General features: G+C 46.5%; 19 protein-coding genes, 2 tRNA genes and 1 pseudogene. 15 read left to right on the top strand and 7 right to left on the bottom strand.

Annotated elements, in window-relative coordinates:
- Positions 1-21: 21 nt before the first annotated feature.
- Complete coding sequence (locus tag BN3910_RS04030; protein WP_075967987.1) at positions 22-318, bottom strand: GNAT family N-acetyltransferase; 297 nt, start codon at positions 316-318, stop codon at positions 22-24.
- 978 nt (positions 319-1,296) lie between these two features.
- On the opposite strand from BN3910_RS04030, the gene BN3910_RS04020 reads away from it, so the two are divergent.
- The 11 genes from BN3910_RS04020 (at position 1,297) to BN3910_RS03965 (ending at position 11,586) form a co-directional block, all read left to right on the top strand.
- Positions 1,297-1,710: a GntR family transcriptional regulator gene (locus BN3910_RS04020; protein ID WP_066924593.1), complete on the top strand. Its 414-nt coding sequence runs from the start codon at positions 1,297-1,299 to the stop codon at positions 1,708-1,710.
- On the top strand, positions 1,667-2,518 hold the full coding sequence (locus BN3910_RS04015) for an ABC transporter ATP-binding protein (RefSeq protein ID WP_066924591.1): 852 nt from the start codon (positions 1,667-1,669) through the stop codon (positions 2,516-2,518). The genes BN3910_RS04020 and BN3910_RS04015 overlap by 44 nt, the downstream gene beginning before the upstream one ends.
- Complete coding sequence (locus BN3910_RS04010; RefSeq protein ID WP_066924590.1) at positions 2,515-3,144, top strand: ABC-2 transporter permease; 630 nt, start codon at positions 2,515-2,517, stop codon at positions 3,142-3,144. Before BN3910_RS04015 ends, BN3910_RS04010 begins: the two co-directional genes overlap by 4 nt.
- A 101-nt stretch (positions 3,145-3,245) precedes the next feature.
- Entirely contained in the window at positions 3,246-3,854 is a 609-nt protein-coding gene (locus BN3910_RS04005; RefSeq protein ID WP_066926175.1) for a nucleotidyltransferase domain-containing protein, read from the top strand.
- Between the two features lie 251 nt (positions 3,855-4,105).
- Positions 4,106-4,178: transfer RNA gene (locus BN3910_RS04000), tRNA-Thr, on the top strand.
- A 31-nt stretch (positions 4,179-4,209) separates the two neighbouring features.
- A tRNA-Lys gene (locus tag BN3910_RS03995) sits at positions 4,210-4,282 on the top strand.
- Positions 4,283-5,157: 875 nt separating this feature from the next.
- Positions 5,158-5,367, top strand: coding sequence for a helix-turn-helix domain-containing protein (locus BN3910_RS03985; RefSeq protein WP_066924584.1), 210 nt, complete (start codon positions 5,158-5,160; stop codon positions 5,365-5,367).
- A gap of 10 nt (positions 5,368-5,377) precedes the next feature.
- On the top strand, positions 5,378-6,328 hold the full coding sequence (locus BN3910_RS03980) for a restriction endonuclease subunit M (protein WP_066924578.1): 951 nt from the start codon (positions 5,378-5,380) through the stop codon (positions 6,326-6,328).
- Complete coding sequence (locus BN3910_RS03975; protein WP_066924576.1) at positions 6,325-10,323, top strand: Eco57I restriction-modification methylase domain-containing protein; 3,999 nt, start codon at positions 6,325-6,327, stop codon at positions 10,321-10,323. The genes BN3910_RS03980 and BN3910_RS03975 overlap by 4 nt, the downstream gene beginning before the upstream one ends.
- A 26-nt stretch (positions 10,324-10,349) precedes the next feature.
- Positions 10,350-10,799, top strand: a complete 450-nt coding sequence (locus BN3910_RS03970) for a TFIIB-type zinc ribbon-containing protein (RefSeq protein ID WP_066924574.1) — start codon at positions 10,350-10,352, stop codon at positions 10,797-10,799.
- Positions 10,789-11,586, top strand: a complete 798-nt coding sequence (locus BN3910_RS03965) for a hypothetical protein (RefSeq protein WP_066924572.1) — start codon at positions 10,789-10,791, stop codon at positions 11,584-11,586. Before BN3910_RS03970 ends, BN3910_RS03965 begins: the two co-directional genes overlap by 11 nt.
- Before the next feature lie 45 nt (positions 11,587-11,631).
- On the opposite strand, the pseudogene BN3910_RS03960 reads toward BN3910_RS03965, so the two are convergent.
- The 6 genes and pseudogenes from BN3910_RS03960 to BN3910_RS03940 all read right to left on the bottom strand — a co-directional run bounded on the left by BN3910_RS03960 (position 11,632) and on the right by BN3910_RS03940 (position 15,997).
- Positions 11,632-12,964, bottom strand: a pseudogene (locus BN3910_RS03960) (relaxase/mobilization nuclease domain-containing protein).
- On the bottom strand, positions 12,936-13,325 hold the full coding sequence (locus BN3910_RS03955) for a plasmid mobilization protein (protein WP_066924567.1): 390 nt from the start codon (positions 13,323-13,325) through the stop codon (positions 12,936-12,938). The pseudogene BN3910_RS03960 and the gene BN3910_RS03955 overlap by 29 nt, the downstream one beginning before the upstream one ends.
- 211 nt (positions 13,326-13,536) lie before the next feature.
- On the bottom strand, positions 13,537-14,775 hold the full coding sequence (locus BN3910_RS03950; protein WP_066924566.1) for an AlbA family DNA-binding domain-containing protein: 1,239 nt from the start codon (positions 14,773-14,775) through the stop codon (positions 13,537-13,539).
- Positions 14,775-15,155 (bottom strand): hypothetical protein, encoded by a 381-nt coding sequence (locus BN3910_RS03945; RefSeq protein ID WP_066924565.1) that lies wholly within the window; start codon positions 15,153-15,155, stop codon positions 14,775-14,777. The genes BN3910_RS03950 and BN3910_RS03945 overlap by 1 nt, the downstream gene beginning before the upstream one ends.
- 162 nt (positions 15,156-15,317) lie before the next feature.
- A complete protein-coding gene (locus BN3910_RS07515; RefSeq protein ID WP_262361712.1) occupies positions 15,318-15,530 on the bottom strand; it encodes an ImmA/IrrE family metallo-endopeptidase in 213 nt (70 codons plus the stop codon).
- 62 nt (positions 15,531-15,592) lie between these two features.
- The gene (locus BN3910_RS03940; protein WP_066924564.1) at positions 15,593-15,997 is read right to left on the bottom strand and encodes a helix-turn-helix domain-containing protein; all 405 of its coding nucleotides are present in this window, start codon (positions 15,995-15,997) and stop codon (positions 15,593-15,595) included.
- 383 nt (positions 15,998-16,380) lie between these two features.
- Here BN3910_RS03940 and BN3910_RS03935 point away from each other — a divergent pair, with 383 nt between their 5' ends.
- From BN3910_RS03935 to BN3910_RS03920, 4 genes are all read left to right on the top strand, one after another.
- Positions 16,381-16,632 (top strand): hypothetical protein, encoded by a 252-nt coding sequence (locus BN3910_RS03935; RefSeq protein WP_066924562.1) that lies wholly within the window; start codon positions 16,381-16,383, stop codon positions 16,630-16,632.
- Between the two features lie 164 nt (positions 16,633-16,796).
- Entirely contained in the window at positions 16,797-17,120 is a 324-nt protein-coding gene (locus tag BN3910_RS03930) for a hypothetical protein (RefSeq protein WP_066924560.1), read from the top strand.
- Positions 17,107-19,050, top strand: a complete 1,944-nt coding sequence (locus tag BN3910_RS03925) for a V-type ATP synthase subunit I (RefSeq protein ID WP_066924558.1) — start codon at positions 17,107-17,109, stop codon at positions 19,048-19,050. The genes BN3910_RS03930 and BN3910_RS03925 overlap by 14 nt, the downstream gene beginning before the upstream one ends.
- A gap of 33 nt (positions 19,051-19,083) precedes the next feature.
- Complete coding sequence (locus BN3910_RS03920; protein WP_066924556.1) at positions 19,084-19,554, top strand: V-type ATP synthase subunit K; 471 nt, start codon at positions 19,084-19,086, stop codon at positions 19,552-19,554.
- Positions 19,555-19,566: the final 12 nt, after the last annotated feature.

The following is a 19,566-nucleotide window of genomic DNA, read 5'->3' as shown; positions in this document are numbered from 1 at the left end:
ACCGCTTTCACTTGTTTTTATTTAGACCGTTTCACTCGTTTTTTTCCAAATTGTTTTTACACGTTCTGGGTCTGCTGAAAAGGCCTTTTTTACATAGGAACAAACGGGACGAACCCGAATCTCCTGTTGCTTAGCCTCATCAATGAGCGCTTCCACAAGTTTTCTCGCTAATCCTTGGCCCCCATAAGCTTCGTCTACAACGGTATGCTCCGCAATCCAATCCCCATTGTCTTCGACATCGTAAGACAGGTAGCCGATTTCTTTTTCTCCATCGTAAAGAACGAAACGATGGTCATTTTCTTTTTTCCGTATTTCCATGCTTCACCTTACCTTTCTGTCGGCTTGGTTATACCCAATAAGATCCGGTTTGTGCAAGGCGCTCGGTGGTGAGGAGAGGGGGCCTGTTAATGGACAGATTATAGTCATAGCCAGGATGTGTGGGCCTGTTAAAGGACAGATTATAGCTTTTGATAGGGTTCGCATCCCTGGCAGACAGAAAACTTTGGTTACTGCCAGGGTGCTCCACCCCTGACAAATGATATATTTCGGCTTTCATCAGGGCTTGCCATCCCTGGTAAACGACAGATTTTCGCTTTAGCCAGGGGATGTCGTCCCTGGTAAACTATAGATTTTCGCTTTAGCCAGGGGATGTCGTCCCTGGTAAACGACAGATTTTCGCTTTACTCAGGGCTTGTCGTCCCTGGTAAACGACGGATTTTCGCTTTAGCCAGGGGATGTCGTCCCTGGCAAACAGCAAATTTCGTCCTCCGCCAGGGTCAGTGCTCATGATAAACGGCAAATTTTGGCTTTTGTCAGGGTTTGCGTCCCTGGCAAACAGCAAATTTCAACCTCTGTCGGGGTTAGTGCCCCTGGTATACAGCAAACTTTGGTCACCGCCAGGGTGTGCCGCCCCTGGCAAATGATAGATTTTAGCTTCAACCAGGGTTGATCGTCCCTGACAAACGACAGATTTCGGCTTCCGTCAGGGTTTGCTGACCCTGACAAACGACAGATTTCGGCTTCCGTCAGGGTTTGCTGACCCTGACAAACGACAGATTTCGGCTTCCGTCAGGGTCAGCAAATCCTGGCAAACAGCAAATTTCGCCTTCCGCCAGGGCTGTCGCCCCTGACAAACAGCAAATTTCGACCTTTATCAGGGTTCGTCGATCCTGGCAACCGATAGACTTTGCCCGTAGTCAGGACACGCCGCGCCTTCGCACACATTTTGCATCCTATCCTTGACAGTTATTAACTGTGCATATACAATATAAACACACAACGTTGTAGGAGGAAAAAGTGAATATTCAGATCAAGAATGCAAGTAATGAACCAATTTACCTGCAGATCAAAAAGCAAATAAAAGACGCCATTATCAGTGGAGAGTTGGAGGAAGATGCGCAGCTTCCTTCTATTCGCTTTCTGGCGAAGGAGCTTCGCGTGAGCGTCATTACGACTAAGCGAGCCTATGATGAACTGGAACGGGAGGGGTTTATGCACTCGGTACAGGGAAAAGGCAGTTTTGTCGCAGCGCAAAATCGGGCGTTGATGAAAGAAAAATTGTTGCGAAAAATGGAAGCTTGTTTTGAGGAAGCATTGCACTATGCGGATCTTGCCGATGTTTCCCGAGAGGAAGTCCATGAATTGTTGCGCTTAGTGGAGGAAGACCATGACGGAAGCGATTTGTCTTCAGAACGTGGAAAAGAAATTTGAAGGATTTCATTTTGGACCGATCACCTTTTCCGTACCTAAAGGATGTATCGTCGGTTATATTGGGGAAAACGGTGCGGGGAAGAGCACAACGATCAAATTGTTATTGGGGATGATCCGTCCGGATGCCGGGGAAATCCGTCTTTTGGGCCGAGAAACGGCGCAGATGCGAGAGGAAGATAAACAGAAGATCGGCTGTGTCTTTGATGATCTCTATCTTCCCGGCGAAATGACGTTAAAAAATGCGGAAGTTTTTCATCGTGCCCTGTATGGGAAGGGGTGGGAAAAAGATACGTTTTATGCGCTGGTTAAGCGGTTTCATCTGCCGGAGAATCGTACCATTCGCCAATATTCGCGCGGTATGCGTATGCAGCTCGGCATGGCGCTTGCACTTTCCCACGGGGCGGAACTGCTTCTCTTGGACGAGGCGACGAGTGGTTTGGATCCGGTGATTCGCGATGATGTCCTGGATCTATTATTGGACTTTATCCAACAGGACGACCATACGGTGCTCATTTCCTCGCACATTCTTTCGGATATTGAAAAAGTGGCGGATTACATTGCCTTCATTCACGAGGGAAAATTGTTGTTCCTGGAAGCAAAGGATGATCTGGAGGAGCGTTACGGCGTCGTAACGGTGAGCATAGATCAATTGGCTGGCCTTGATCCGGCGGCCATTGTGGGCAAGCGCGTACATGCCTTCGGTGCAGATGTGTTGATCAAGAGACAAATGGTGCCAAAGGATATGGATGTGGAAAAAGCAAGTATTGAGGACATTATGGTGTACTGGATTAAGGGGGCGAGGTCATGAAGGCGTTGCTATATAAAGATTTTCTCACGGTAAAAAGAGGGCTGCTTCTCGTATCCTTTCTTGTCGCTATCATTGGTGCCTATTCGTTCATCGAGAAGAAACTGTTGGTGTTTCCCATGGTCTTTGTGCTCCTTCCCATGATTCTCATCGGCATGCTCTTCGGCAACGACCGCCTAAATAAAATGGACGCCTATCTGGTCCCTACGCCGATTTCTCGAAAAATAGTCGTATTCAGCCGTTATGCATTCGTCTGGATCATTGCCGGCATTGGTGCCCTTGTATCGATTGTTCTCGCGTTCTTTGCGCCGGAGCAGATGTTGTCGTTGCCGTGGCATTTAATCGTATCGGCACTGCTTTTCCTAATCACGGTTATTACGGCGATTCAACTGCCCCTGATGTATCGCTTTGATGAGGACAAAGCGCGCATTGTCTTTGTGATCCTCTATTTTCTGCTCTTCGCTTTCTTTTCCTGGGCAGGCCCGAAAATCAAACCTTTTGCGTTATCGGAACGTCTGGCATCCGTTCCCATCACTTGGATCAGCCTGGGACTCTTTTTGTTGACCCTGCTATGCAATGCGCTTTCTTTCGGCCTCTCTTATCGGATTTACGATCATCAAGAATTTTAACGATTCCGTGTAGGAAAATCGCAATGAGCAGGCGGATTGCCCCCGAACAAAAAGAAAAACAAAATTCGCACTCTGAATCAATGAAAAAACAGGAGAAACGAATGAGCGCTCAACAGAACATTATTGCCTATTTGAAAGAACGTTATGATCCGCTTACCATAGCCGTATACGGGTCCTATGCAGAGGGAACAAATGATCAACACAGTGATTATGACTGCCTGTTGATTGTCAAAAGCAAAGATAGGCCGCACGATGATACGGTCGTCGACGGCGTGCTACTGGATTGCTTTCTCTACAGTGAACAAGAGGTCAGGCAAGAAAATGTCGAGACTTTTGTGCCGTTATATGAGGCGAAGTTGGTCTATGACACTGGTATTGGACAAGCACTTCAGTCCAAGGTTCGAAACTATGTACAATCCCATACCGCACATCGTCCTGAAGAAAAGCACTTTCTTGTTTCTTGGATCAAGAAAACCATGAAGCGAATGGAAAAGTCGGATGAGGAAGGTTACTTTCGAGCCATTGCGTTTCTTGCCGAGAGCATGGAAGACTATTGTTTTCTGCGCGATCGGTTCTATTTCGGCAGCAAAAAGACAATTCGTTATCTCCAAGAAGAGGATGAACAGGGGTTTCTTCTTTTTCGGAAAGCCATTACGATTCGCTCGAATGAAGCCATTAGGGGATGGGCAAAATACATTTTGAATGTATAAAAAAAGATGAGAAGGAGTCATCGTGCGGATGATGGGCAAGTAGAAAAGCTTGCACCTTTCCCTTTAATCATGGCGTTACGGTGAGCCACCTTCATCACAGCACATGGTCCTCCTTAACCATCATGCTATCGCGGATCCCTTATATCGTGGCATTATCACGGAGGGACGATAAATCATGGACGAGGTGTTGACAAGCTTGCTCTTCTTGACTAAAATAACCATGCTACGCAAATGACGCTATGGACGCAAGCGCTGTCTTAGCTCAGCAGGTAGAGCGCAGCCATGGTAAGGCTGAGGTCACCGGTTCAATCCCGGTAGACAGCTTTCTATGCACGCAAGCCCTTGCGTGCAGTGACTACCCTTAGCTCAGTTGGTAGAGCACCTGACTCTTAATCAGGGTGTCCAGGGTTCGAGTCCCTGAGGGTGGATAATGAAGAGAACCGCTTGAAATCAATGGTTTCAGGCGGTTTTTGCTTTATATCATTCGTCGCATTTTCAGATGAAGCAGGTCGAAGTGGATTTTTTATGACACCAAGAAAAAGAAAAGAATAATCCGAGATGCCATGACCGGAATCTATCGATGAAGTGGATGAAGAATTCACACATAGCTACAACAAAATGAGTCGACCTGTTGTATTGCAGTTACTGGAAAAATATTTGGACAAAAAATTTTTATCTTTTGAAATCGCCAAGAAGCAGATAAATATTTAGAAGAAGTATAGGTGTAAAACGTTGACTTCTGAGGACGCCAAAGTGGAAGCCGATTTTCGAGCCGGATGCGTCGACAATGGGGCTTGTCGGGGATGCGGTCATTAAGATCAATCAAGCGATTCCTGGACACTTCGACAAGGACAATGTGCAGGAATTGACGGGGATAAGGGGGAACAATAATGCATGACATTGTTATGGAATTAATGCAAGAGCTTTCGGAAGAGATTGAAAGAAAAAGTAAAAGTAGAAGTTCTTCCGGACGGAAAAATGTATTTCAATATTGCCGACCGCTACGACCATACCTTTCAGGACAGCGATGCGCTAGAGCCCACTTACGATGTGGACGAACGCATAAGGAACCGGAACTTGGATATAAACCGTCGATCTTGGAACAGATCTGGGTCTTCAAGGACGAGGAACAAAAGGAACCAAAGAAAAGCAAGACACAGGAACAGGAAAGGTAAACAGCGGTGCGGCCTTCGGGTCTCACCGTATTATTTTGTGGTCTTAAAACTCGCAGATAGTATGTCTAATTTGATTGCGACACTCATTTCTCGCAGGTATAATAGGAGCAGAGAGACGAGGAGGCATTATGGCTGTTTCATACGCAAAATACAGAAAGCTTCTGAAAGAAATAGATATGAGCGCATCCCGATTAGGCCGTAAGGCCGATATTGCGCCAAATACGATGACGCGCTTGCAGAAGGACGAAGTGGTTTCGTTGGACGTACTGGGAAGGCTCTGCAAGGTATTGAACTGCAACTTTGGGGATCTGGTGGACTACGTGCCGGATAAGGAGTGAAGCATCACAGATGACATCTCGTATTGATATTAACGAACAACAGATTTACGAAATGCATCCGGATTTGCTGCGGGTTTTATTAAAAGATCGCACGACTGATCGGACAATCATCTGGGGCACAGATAATTATCTTTCTTATGGCCAGGAATACGGTGAGCGTTACCCCATGCATATCGATCAGATCACAGGCGCTCATGCCGGCATTATTCGCCCCCGAGTAGAGAAAAGCCACGAGAAAAAAGGTGCAAGAACGAAAGAAATGGCCGAAGTCTTTACGCCATCTTGGATTTGTAATGCACAGAACAATCTGGTTGATCAGGCATGGTTTGGACGAGCAAATGTGTTCAACCGGGAACTTGAACATGGCTGGGAAACCGTGCAGGACAAGATCGTGTTCCCTGAGGATGACCGAAAAAAGACTTGGCAGGCGTATGTCGACGAAAGGCGTCTTGAGATTACTTGTGGCGAAGCGCCCTATCTCGTCAGTCGTTATGACACTGTGAGTGGTGAAGCCATTGCAATCGGCAATCGGATTGGCCTCTTAGATCGAAAGTTGCGAATCGTCAAAGAAAACACGAGTACGGAAAAAGATTGGATGAAGTGGGCTAAAAGAGCGATTCAGGCAACGTATGGCTTTGAATATCAGGGAGACAGCCTTCTTTTAGCACGAGAGAATGTTCTGTTCACTTACTGCGACTATATGGAAGATGCCCTCTGTCGTGCTCCCTCCGTTCATGAGCTGATGAGAATTGCGACGATCATTTCATGGAACCTTTGGCAGATGGACGGCCTGACATTGACCATACCTTACCAGGTACCCGATGAACCGCATCAGCAACTGACCATATTCGATCAGCTGAATGGTTTTCCAGAAAAGCCCAAAGCAAATTGCCGAATCAAAGATTGGCGTTCAAAAACCATCCTTGAATTCAGTGAGTTAATGGAAAAGGATAAGGCATGATAGAGAATATCGAAATTCTTGATAATCTGATCGTCGGAAGAGTAGCGCCTCATATCTACGCTTTCTCAACGAATACGGTTCCAAACTATCTAAAAGTGGGCGATACCTATCGCCCTGTTTCCACACGCCTTCATGAATGGAGACAGTATTTCCCTGACCTGACCAAGGATTTCGACGGAGAGGCCAGTGTCAGCGAGGACGTCTATTTTCGCGATTTTGCAGTGCATCAGTTTCTTGAACAGGACTTGAAAAAGGTGCGGCTTCTTCCAACAGACTTAAGTGGCGAAGTTTACTACAGCAAAGAATTCTTCAAGGAAACGAAGCCGGACGACGTCCAACAAGCGATCGATGACATTAAAGAGTCTTATGAGAACAACGACGGCAAATATGCGTTCTATGATGCCTCACGTCGCTTGCCGGAAGAGTATCACTATGTTCGCGGGCCTGTTTGGCCGTTAAGACCGAATCAGCAAGCAGCTGTAGAGGCGTTTCGTAACGCGATCAACGCTGGCCGCCGAAATCTCCTGATGTATGCCGTGATGCGGTTCGGGAAGACTTTTACCTCCCTGTGCTGTGCCGTAGAAATGGACGCACGTCTTGTGTTGGTCGTCTCTGCCAAGGCAGATGTGGCCGAGGAATGGAAAAAGACGGTAGAGACAGCGGGCAATTTTAAGGATTATGAATTTTTCGACAGCAGTTCTCTCAGCAGAGATGAGCACATTCTGGCAAAAACGCTGAGCGAAGGAAAACGGGGCGTCATCTTTCTTACTTTGCAGGATTTGCAAGGCGAGCAGGTCAAAGAAAAACACAAAGAGATATTCGAGCACAACCTGGATATGGTAATCGTTGATGAGACCCATTTCGGAGCGCGTGCCGCATCGTATGGCAAGATATTGAGCAACATTGACCCGGATCTCAATAAGGATGTAGATGATGATTCCGTCAGCCTTGATGATGCGGATGTCGTGCTCAAGCAGCTTCATGCAAATGTGCAGCTCCACCTTTCTGGAACGCCCTACAGGATTCTCATGGGCAGTGAGTTTGAGCCGGAGGACATCATCGCGTTCGTGCAGTTCACCGATATTGTGCGGGAACAAAAGGACTGGGATGAAAAGCATCTTGCTGATGATAATACGAATGAATGGGATAACCCCTATTTCGGCTTCCCAGAAATGATTCGTTTCGCTTTCCACCCAAATGCTTCTTCCATGAAGAAAATGGAGGAACTCAGCAAACAGGGTGTCAAGGCGACCATGTCGGCTTTATTCAAGCCCCTGTCTACGAAGAAAGATGCAAAAACGAACGGGCACAAAAAATTCCGTTTTGAGAAAGAAATCCTTGATCTGCTGCGCGTGATTGACGGCACGCAGGAAGACGAAAACCTCCTGGGCTTTCTGGATTATGACAAACTCAAAGAAGGCAAAATGTGTCGTCACCTGGTTATGATTCTGCCTTACCGGGCTTCTTGTGATGCCCTGGAATCATTGATTGATCGCTACCATAATGAATTTAAGAATCTCGGGAGCTACCGGATTATCAATATTTCCGGAGTGGACGGAACAAAGACCTATAAGCATCCGGCAGATGTGAAGCGGATCATCCGTGAATGTGAAGAGCAGGATCAGAAAACAATGACCTTGACGGTGAATCGTATGCTCACGGGCAGTACCGTCGAACAATGGGATACGATGCTCTACTTCAAAGACACGGCTTCACCACAGGAATACGATCAGTCTATTTTCCGTCTGCAAAATCAATACACACGGGAGCTACGCGATGCGGATGGTCATGTCATCAAAGAAAATATGAAGCCGCAGACCTTGCTGGTGGACTTTGATCCTATGCGTCTGTTCAGAATGCAAGAGCAGAAGGCTCTAATCTATAACGCTAACGTTGATAAGGGTGGTAATGCAAAGCTGAAGCAACGGATTGAGGATGAACTTCGCATATCACCCGTCGTGCTTTTGAACCACGGCAAAATTCATCAGATTGAAGCGACGGATATTATGGAGGAGATTAGTGCCTACCATAACAATCGCAGTGTGAATGATGAGGTCGTCGACATTCCAGTGGATATGGGATTGTTGGATGATCCTCATTTCAAAGCACTCATCGACCGACAAGGTGAGTTTGGCTCGAAGACGGGCATGACGCTTTCTCCAGCCAAAGGGGAAGGCGAAGATCTGGAAATCCCTGAAGATAGAAACGCTGATAAACCTGACCAGACGCTAGGCACAGGCGACGATGACGACGAACCTCCGGTCACTCCGCCAGTAGACAAGAAAGAAGAACAAAGTCTTGAGAAAAAGATTCAGACCTTCTATCAGCGCATTCTTTTCTATGCTTTCCTTACACCGGATCAGGTCAGTTCTGTGCAAGATATCGTGGATCACATGGATGAAGATCCCAATCCGCGAATTGCGAAGAATCTTTCCTTGAACCGTTCCATGCTGGAAGCTCTATTGCGTGAAATGAATCCGTTCTTCCTCAGTAAACTGGATTATAAAGTTCAGAACATTTCAACGCTCGCACACGATGTCACGTTGACGCCGCTGGTCAGAGCCAAGACCTCGCTCGCCAAGTTCAGCCGCATGTCGGAATCGGAAGTCATCACGCCGGAGAAAGTCAGTCAAGATATGGTCGCTCTGCTTCCAGAAGCGGGCATACGGGCGATTCTGGAGGAACGCCAGAATTTCTTCGATATAGGAGGAAAAGCTGGAGAGTATCCACTGGCGCTCTTTGTTCGGCTCACAGAAGAATTGGGATATTCGCCGGAGTCCATTCAAGATCGAATTTACTCGATCCCAACGTCTCCAATTGCCTATGAGTTTACGCGCAAGTTCTATGAAACACTGGGCTTGAACACGAAAAATATCGCGCGGGCGTTTAATGCGTATGACCTGTTAAACGTGAAAGACGACCATGATGATGTGGACTATGAGAAGGTCGCTTTGCTGATAACACAAAACAAGCCATTTGAGGCTATAACCATGCAAGACATTGTAGTCGAAGGAGAGAAAACAGTGGAATTTGGAGCAGTCGTTGGGAATCCGCCGTATCAAGAAAGTGATGGAGGGTATGCAGCCAGTTCCATGCCGGTGTACCAGCATTTTGTAGAAATCTCGAAAAACTGTCATCCTAACTGGATATCTTTAATCATACCTGCCCGTTGGTATATTGGAGGCCGAGGACTGGACAGCTTTAGGATATCTATGTTGGCAGACAAACATATTTCTTATCTAATAGACTATCCACACGATAAAGATGTATTCCCTTCAGTAGATGTGGCTGGTGGAGTTTGCTATTTCTTATGGGGTAAGGAGCATCAAGGAGATTGCGTAGTCATTAATAATAGTAACGGAGAAGTATCTCGTACTACCCGCTCCTTAAATGAGTTTCCGACTTTTATCAGAGACAATCGTGCTGTAGAAGTTGTCAGAAAGGTACAATTAAGGCACCGTGGTGGATATATGGATGAAGTAGTATATCCTTCTCGTCCTTTTGGCTTGCGGACTTATTATCAACCGAAATCTGACGGCATTCCATGCCAATTTATTCAACGAATTGGAAAGCGCTTTGCTGACCCTCAAGATGTCAAAGATGAGAATCATATTCTTGATAAATGGAAATTTTTGGTTCCTAAGGCACCCATAGCAGGTCAAACGGATTTTACTAAACAAATAGGGTTCTATTACAGTGGAAATACATTCATTGCAGAACCAGATTGCTGCTGTACTGAATCTTTTTTGGTCGCATTTGCGGCGGATACAGAACAAGAAGTACTAAATTTTAAGAGCTATCTCTTTACAAGAATAGTACGCTTTTTGCTATTACAAAGTGTAATCAGTCAAGATGTCGTTGCGGATAAATGGAAATTTGTTCCAAACCTGCAACAGTACAATCAGCAATATTCAGATGAGCTACTAATGAAGCTCTGGGGAATTACTGCGCCTGAAATGGCATACATTCAAGAGCGAATAAAAGAAGTGGAATAATATTATAAGACAAGCAAGGAGGACTTATGGCTGATAAGACATTCAAAATACAGATTCCATCAGATGTAGATGGGTATTGCCTATTACAATGTCCTTCCTGTGGAGAAAAGTTTATGTTGAAGGTTGAAGATAAGGCGCAGCTGGAAATATGGTGTCCCTCTTGTGGCCTTGTTCACGAGCACTATATTACCGATGAAGAAAAAGAAGTCGTCGATCGTCTGATTAACAACTTTGTAGCAGACAGCTTGAACGATTTTTCAGACCAGCTGGAGCGGATGTTTCGTAGTAACAAGGTGATCAAGTTTAAGAAAGACAAACCGATTGAAAAGGATCCAGTGGAACCGATCATGCCAGAGGTTGGAGATTTCAAAGAGCATCTTTATAAATGCTGCAATAAGAGCGCCAAAATTGACTCTGTTCGCGAAATCACTGGTGGGTATTGCCCGTTTTGCGGAGGACTTGTAGATGGAAATTAAAAAGACGGAATTGCGGAAAATTAGTCGGGAATTTAGACGATTAGCTTCGGAAGTAATCAATGCTCACTTTCGGGAGCAAAAGCAGTTCCTGATCGAATTTATGGATTTTATCAACAGGACGCCTTTGCTTAAGGAGTATATCGACAGTGTGAAGAAGCCACTAAACGATATAGCTCAAAATGTGAAAGCTGTTTCTGAATCCTATGGGCATCAGGCTTTAGATTTGGGAACAAATACACTGGATAGGATAAATATTATCTATCAGGCATTTGAGTGTATTATTCAGGAGCCATCAATCGAACCATATCAACTTGGCTGGTTTTATGCTGCCTCGAAGCACTATCAAGATATGGCTCAAGCATTCGGAGATCGTTTGGTTTATCCGTTCGTTTCCGGGATAGATAGTTACATAGCAGATATTTCTACTGACATGGGGCTCGATAATGAATCCACCTTTAACATTACAATTAATGGGGGTCAGGTTAATATTGCTAACAATAGTTCGATTATCAATGCCCGCCAAGAGGGAGCATCTTTTGATCAGGTGCGTGCCCTTATTCAAGAAATTAAGCAAGATGTAGGCCAGCTTCCTGAGAATCAAGATAAAGCAGATATGTTAGCAACGATTGATGTAATTGATGGTCAGATTCTTGAAAAGCAGCCAAACAAATCCATTTTGAAAACTATGCTTGAAAAGTTGGTTACTCTTTCAAATGGCGTCAGCGCATCAGTTACAATTATCGAAGGAATTAAAAAGATCGGTTCAATGCTCGGTATATTGCTTTGATTCAGAGAAGATTCTTTTAATACAACATACCATCGTACAGCTCTTTCACCTCTCTATCCGCTTCTCAATCCCATCCGCGTAGTTCCGGCGGTAGCGAGCCAGTTCGTCAAAATGCGCCTTGTTATCCTCATAGCGGGACATCAGGGCGCTCTTTTTTTGCGCCAGATCGTCGAGCTTTCTGAGGATTTCTTTGGTGTCCGGCAGGCCATCGTATCGTTCCAGAATGGCTTTGGCCGCAGCCGTGTAGACGGCTAGTTCGCTGCGGTATTCTTCGGCGAATTGCTGGTCTTTCGGGTTGGTCTTATGGTACTTGTAGATGGCCCTGAATTGTTGGACGGTATGGGCGTTTTCAATATCGGAAGACAAGGCAGTCATTTCCTGTTCCAGTACGCGAATCTGCTCTTGTAGGGACTGCCTTTCGGCTGCGGTTTTGTCCAGCAGGGCGTCCAGCTGGGCAAGCGAATGAATCCCCTGATCTCGCAGAGCGACCACAGATTCCGCCAGTGTTTTCAGGTTGTGTTTTGTGATCCAGTTGGCGTAGGCCGGACTGTTTTTCGCCTTCTCATTTTTGCTCACATTGATGATTCTGCCGATCGGCTTCTTCACGGCAAAGGTTGGCTTTTCGAGCTCCTTTTGAAGGCGCTCTTTGATGCGCCCCTCGGTGTAATCTTCCCCGATCGTCTTGGCACGGGTGAATCGCTCCTTGTCCTTGTGCCGAAAGGCAATGTGTTTTCCATGCTTGATTTCATATCCGGCAGATGCCTTTTTGGTGAGAAAGTCGTCCCAGCTTTTGGCTGTCTTGATCGTCCGGTCGATGTCAAATTGCAGTCGGCTTTTCCAAGATTTTCCGCGCTTGGCCTGCTCATATTCGTACCAACTCTTGCCGTTCGTCTTGTACTTCCGGCGATAGGCTTCGTAGAACTCGTCGATCACAGAGAGGTTGTTTTCTTTGCAGAGCGTGTCGCTGATCGTACGAATCCGGTGATAGCTTCGCTTATTGGACTGATAGCATTTGCCGGTCTCTTTGTTGACGTTGTTGAAGATGATGTGGTTGTGAATGTGGTCTTTGTCCACGTGTGTGGCCAGCACAAATTCGTATTCTCCTTTGAGCACCTTTTCGCAGAGTGTAAGGCCGATTTCGTGCGCTTTTTCCGGCGTGGTTTCGCCTGGCAGAAAGGACTGAATCAGATGCCTTGCAAACACATCGCCGTGAACATGGGCGTCTTCCCGTGTCTTCAAAAACTGAATCGAGGCGCACGAAGCCAGGCAGTCATGGGTGCTGATGAAGATTTTTTTCATCGGTCTTGTGACTGTCCGTAATGTAGTCGATGGCGAAGTTCAAGGTGCTCTTAATTGGATGAATTTTCGTGATGGCCATGGTCTACTTCCTCAAGGTTTACTTTCTGTTGGCGGACGAGCAGGGAATGAATATGTAACACTTCCCGGCCGATGGAATCGATCTGTGCCTGAATGGCTCGGATGGATTCCGGCGCGATTTCGTCTGCCGAATTGGCCTTCTTTGCGATCTGATTGACGTTGCTTGCGATGTTAGCCATGCGTCCTTCAATCTTCCGAAACGGCTCCAGATCGACCACATAAATGTCTTTTTCCAGCACGCACTTGCGGATAAAAAGGCTCATGTTTCTGCACCTGGCGAGCTTCCTTTTGTGCCAGAAGGCGTTTTTCTCTTCATCGGTCAGTCGGATGATCTGTTGATTGTTTCGTGTTCTGTTTTCCATTGTTCTTGTCTCCTTTCGATGTTATGTCAGGGTCTTAGGGGCGTCCCCTAACAGGTTCAAATGGATAAAAAAAGAAGCAGGACTCCAAGGAGGCTGCTTCATCCATTTGCGTCTTTGGCTATTCAAAGACTGTGCTTGCTACAAAAGTGTTCCTACAAAAGTGTTCTTTGCGCGTCAGCGTTAAGCGAGGGTTTGAGTTGTTTTTCTGTTTTTACCGCGCCTCTGGCGCATTGTCAGGGTCGTCCGAACTTAAAAAAGGAAAATCAGATGGCCGTGGTGAACCGTCGTCGTTGTAGAGCGAAGAAAGCTTCCAACCTACTGTTCGAGCCAATTTATTAAGAATTGGTTCAATGGCAGAAGGATAGACTTCGTTAACTGAGTATTTGACGAACAGACTCTTAACTATATTAGGAGAAATTGGGTTTGATAAAAAGCCAAAGTCTTTATCTATTATTGCTTTTTTCCCGTTCGTATTCAGAAGGGTACACGATATAAAATACGCGTCGCCCAATCCCAAATCGGCCAAAGTTGAACAATACGAATAAATCTTTGAGGCAATTATTTTTTCAATGTCACGCCAGAAATAGATACAACCTGTTTCCATGTTTGAAACTTTATAGTTCATTAGGTGAAAATCATACGACTCGATGCTCCCATTAGAAAATAGTTGAATATACGAAATAATTGACGGCTCATCTTGTAACCCGCGGTTGTATTTCATCACTCCGTCGGCGTTATATAGAGCCTTATCAACGGACTCTGTTCCCTCAGGTATTAGTGGCAATAGCGCAGAACTTTTTTTGGCTCTTTCCAAGTCAATGGAAGCTTCCTCCGATAAGGCATTTTCTGGAAAGATATGGATTACAAGAGCAGTCTGATCCATCATGGACTCATCAATTTCGCCCGAAAGAATCATTGCTAATCTTTCATCCCGAAAGGATAGGATTCTTTTCTGTAGACGATCAGAATCCACAAACGCTTGCTTAAGATCGTTGTACCGCATCGGAGTGATGGTATTCCCGTTTCGCTTACAGAATTCATCACGGCTACCATTGTCAAAGGCGTGTGGGCCAAGAGCGCTCCGCGGAATTTTAACCACAATACAATTCTTATCTTTAACAACAAGATGCTCTAGTTTTATTCCATAAAGCACCGGAATAGTCCGATTTGCAATTGTATTGCGGAACGACGCTTCCCATTCTTCGAACAACTCTTCTGTGACTTGCGTGTCGACGATGTCGGAGGGATTGTGATTATCATCTTCACAAATTCCCAACACAATGGTTCCACCGAAAGTGTTTGCAAAGGCACAGATTTCTTTTAAGAACTTATCAGACTCTTTTTGTGGAAGACTTGAGAATTTACCACCGTTAAAAACGTAGGCTTTGAACTCTAAGCGTTCCGACTCCCGCTCTTTTCGTTCAAGAATATCTTCAATGAAGTTTCGCATCAATTCACCTCCAATACGTGCGAATACCTGAACCGTGATCTCTTCTGAAAGTTTCGTGCCTCAACAGCCTCATGAAACAGACAAAAGATCAGCAGTCTGGCTACGGAGTTGATTTTATCGCTGTCAGTGCCTCCGCTTTTGCCATCGGACTGGACGTCGATCAAGCCGAGACCGACCATCTCAGGAATAAGCTCATCTTTGCTTTTAATCTCTTTTTCAAAGATTTCCTGCAAGGCGTCTTTCTGAATCGTAAAGATGTCGGAAAAGCTGAGTTTCGGGGCTTCTGTACGGGACTCATCCAAGTTATAGCCTGCGTACTCGTAGGTCATCTCAGCTTCGTCTTCCTGTATCATTTTTGTCTTAGCTACAAAGCCTCTCATTATGTTTTCTCATATCCGGCTTCAGCACTCGCTCCAGTCTTCTAAGGTTGGGTTCGTGGCTCTTCAGAAAATCACCTTGCGGACGTTCGACGCTGATCCGAGTGACATCCAACTTTTTCAGTTTTACCATGTCTGAGATTTTCAGATTCAGCAGATTGCCATTCACACCAGCTCTGCGGCCATCTCCATATCGCTATGTCCGAAGCGCAAGACGTGTAGTACGTCGTCATCAGAAATCAGCAGGTGGCAGGCAAAGATGTTGGCTTCCAGTTCAAGACGGTTGGTGGGATTAAAGACTTTGTTCTCCTGAAACGGGGCAGCATTTTTGTACTTCAATCGGTGTAGCTGATCATGACCTAGCTCATGAGCCAGAATCGTTTTTTTTCTGACGTCAAACGTCTTCGGACAGAAAGATAAAGCGATTGCGTTTGATCACGCTATACATGCTGAGCAGGTGTTTCGCGCCGATCAGCGGCCTGTTTCGTCTTCCAGTAGGCTTCAGTGATTGTAGCAAAGGCAGCATCACGGTCTTCATCTGACAGGGTGCCACCGGCAAACATGGCCGCGATGCCTTCGGTCAAGGCTTGAATCTTATTCATCTCCCGGTTGCCATAGCGGCCCTGTACCCGGGAAAGAAAATGATCAGTGTCTTCCAGCAAATAGTTGTAATCCACTTTCATCACGTCGGCGATCTTTTTATAGACTTTGACTGACTTGGGATAGCGCTGACCGCTTTCATACATGGAGAGTGTCCGCGTGGAAACGCCAATCTCTATAGCAAAGTTCTCTTGACGGATTTTATTGTCCTTGCGGTACTTTCGGATCTTTTCACCGAAGTTCATAGCTTCCTCCTTGTCCCAATCATTCCGATTGTAAAAACAATCGGAACATTACGTCTTAAAATGCCGTTTTCGATTCGGTATAATCTTCAAAATCGGAACTGAACTGCGTATATTTCAATATATCAGAAGCGGAGAAATCTTAATGTGCAGAAAAGGGATAATACGGATTGAGAATAAGCCGAACCATGAAAGAGATCGAGTGAATGTACGGAGAGCGGGGAATCGCATCGCCCGACGATTGAGAAGGCGCAGGCATTTCTTAGAATTTATAGACAAGTGGTGTGGGCCGACTGGACAAGATTCTCAAAAGCCCTGTTTATACAGGAAAGTTCGTGCAGGGCGTTTGCCAGAAGAACCTCGGCAAAGGCTAGAAGCAGTGCAGAATGGCTTCGGAAGATTACATCGTGACGGAAGGTGCGCAAGAAGTACTCCTCTCGCAGGAGGTTTTTGATGCCGTGCAGCGTCAGCGTAAGCAAAACCGTGCCACGAGTTCATTCGGTCGTCTCTCAAAAGGCTTCATGAAGGATCACGAAAATCGCTACGAAGGCCTGCTTTTCGATGTATGCACCGGCATAAAGATGCTCCGCTTTGTACCTTGGAGAAAAGGAGCCCATTTTCGCGATTTCCGAAATTAGGCTCCCTTTTTGCCTTTGCACGCACCGCAACTTGCCCTATATCGGCCACACAGTGAAACAAACCAACTCTTTGCATCGCCATCCGGCAAGCTTTTTTTTGTGGTCACTTTTCGCTAAAATCGGGTATAGAACGTGCAGGTTAATGTAAAGGGGAAGGAGGAAAAATGGCGAAAGAAGCGATTCAACAGATATTGGCTGCCGAAGAAGAAGCAGCGCGCCTTGTCGCGGAAGCGAAAAATCAAGCAAAAGTCATGCTTGATGAAGGACGTGGTGCGTATCGTGAGGAAGCCGAAACGATTATTGCCGAGGCCAAGGAGCAGGCCGCTTCTCTCAAAAAGAAGTATGAACAGGAGGCAAGGGCTGCTGCGGCAGAAACGGCGGAGCAGAAAAATGCACGTGTCGAAAAAATTCGCCAGCAGGATGCTGCCTGGGTTGATCGCATGGCTGACCGGATGGTAGAAGAGGTGTTGCGTTATGGCCATCGTTAAAATGTCTGCATTCCAGCTTACCTTTTTTGCTTCGGAAAGAGACGCTTTGTTGCAACGTCTGCAAACGTTTGACAAGGTACATATCGTTGAACAGGGCGATCCGACGGTTGAAGGTATTCATGCCCTGTCCTTAGCGAAAGAGCATAATACCCTGCAGAGTCAGATTTCTCGCCTTGAGGAAGCCATAGAAACTTTGCGCGCCTACGTTCCCGTACCGACACACTGGACGGAAAAGCTTGGCAATGCTCTTCCTCAAGCAACGGCAAATGTGGATTTTCCTGTCGACGATGTGATCGATGAAATTCACGACGAAAAGGAAACCATGCATCGCGCTATCGAGAAAATCAAAGCTAATGCTGAAAAGAAGCAGGAGCTTTCCCATTGGGCGGCGTTGGACGTTTCCAAAGAGGAGCTGTCTGCTATGCGCAGTATCCAAGCGATGGTAGGCACCATTCCTCAACGGTGGGCGGATGATGTGCGAAAATTTATTTCTGCCGAAGCGAAGGGAACGACCGTTGAATTTCTGGATGCGGACGCCAAGGTATACTATGTACTCGTTCTTACCAACGGAAAGGACGAGGGATTGGGCACCGTTCTGCGCGATGCGAGCTTCCAGCCGTTTCCGCTCGAAGAAGGCGGTACGATCGCAGAGCAACTGCAAGCGCTGGATAAAGATACCATGGCGCAGGAAAAGACCATCGCAGACGGCAAAGTGCATCTGAAACGCCTCTGCGAAAAATGGTTGACGTCTCTGGAAGTGGTATATGAAGAAAAAGCAGAGCAATTTGCGCTTTTGAATGCGGAAGATCGCCTGCTGTATTCCAGAAGACTCAGCTTTATGAAAGGCTATGTTCCGACAGAAGAGGTGAATTCCTTTAAGGAGGCGGTCGCCGGAGATATGGATCCGGCACGCTATTTGCTGGATATTACACCGGCGGATGTCAACGACCCGGATGTGCCCATTCTTCTAGAGAACAATGCCATTGCAAAACCATTTGAAAATATCGTCAAAACGTATTCGTTGCCGCTCTATAAAGAGATGGATCCCACCGGGCTGATCACGCCTTGGTACATTCTCTTTTTCAGTATCATGCTTGGTGACTTGGGCTATGGAGCGTTGCTTTTCCTCGGAACGACCCTCGCCTTGCACTTTTTCGATTGGAAGCCCAATACGGAGATGTCGCTGCGTTTCTTTCAGGTGTTAAGCGTACCGACGATGATCGTTGGTCTATGCTTCGGATCGCTTTTCGGCGGACTGATTCCCATTCCGGCGTTGGTGCTGGATCCGATGAAGGACTTTATGACCATGATCGTTGCATCCGTTGCGCTCGGCTTTGTCCATTTGATGGTCGGTCTCGGATTAAAAGGTGTACAGCTGATGCGAGAAGGAAATCCCAAGGGAGTCGTCTATGACGTGTTTTCATGGATGTTTATTCTCGTCGGTTTATTGATGGTCGCGCTCACGACGATTCTGAACGGGAATCCGCTCTTTAAAACGGTCGGGTTTGTCATGGCCATTGTCGGTGCTGTATTGGTGTTGCTATTTTCCGCACGAGACGAAAAAGGCGTCGGTCGCTTTACCTGGGGACTTTATAATCTCTATGGCGCAACGAGTTATATCGGTGATCTGGTCAGCTATACGCGTCTTACCGCGATTATGCTTGCAGGTGCGTACATCGGCTATGCGATGAATATGATTGGAGGAATGCTCACCGGGCTCGGCGTTCCGGGCTTTGTGCTTGCCGCCCTCATCATTGTGGGCGCCCACCTGTTCAATCTGTTCTTGAGCTCGCTGTCGTCGTATGTCCATGCGATGCGCCTGATTTATGTGGAATTTTTTGGAAAGTTTTTTGAAGGGGGAGGCAAGCCGTTCCGCGGGTTGCGTCCTGAGCCGAAATATGTTGACTTGCAGTCGCCGCGTGAGCGTTAATCCACGGCAAAGACAAAAATGGAGGAGGATGAAATGACGGAGTTTTTCTTACAAAACGGAGGAATGATTTTTAGCTTTCTGGGCATTGCCATTGCGGTGATTTTTTCCGGAGCCGGGTCGGCCAAAGGTGTCGGCCATGTCGGTGAAGCGGCGGCGGCGGTTGTTATCGACGAACCGGAGAAATTCGGTAAATCCATGGTTCTACAGCTTCTTCCGGGAACGCAGGGCCTTTATGGCTTTGTTATCGGCTTGGTGGTTTTGCTTCTGGGCGTTTCGCAGGGCATGAGCCTGGAAAAGGGATTGCATCTTCTGTTTGCGTGTATGCCGGTCGGTTTTGTTGGCTATTTTTCGGCCATTGCCCAGGGCAATGTTGCGTATGCGGGCATTGAAATTCTGGCGAAAAATGACGAACAGTTCACCAAGGGCATTGTTTACGCCGTCATGGTTGAAACTTATGCGATTTTGGCCTTTATCATCTCGCTGATTTTAGTGTTGCAGGCGTGATTTCTCCACAAA

Origin of the sequence: Murdochiella massiliensis (assembly GCF_900059565.1) — a bacterium.
Classification (GTDB): Bacteria; Bacillota; Clostridia; order Tissierellales; family Peptoniphilaceae; genus Murdochiella; species Murdochiella massiliensis.
Note: the sequence above shows the minus strand (reverse complement) of the source record. Positions and strands in the feature narration are given on the sequence as shown.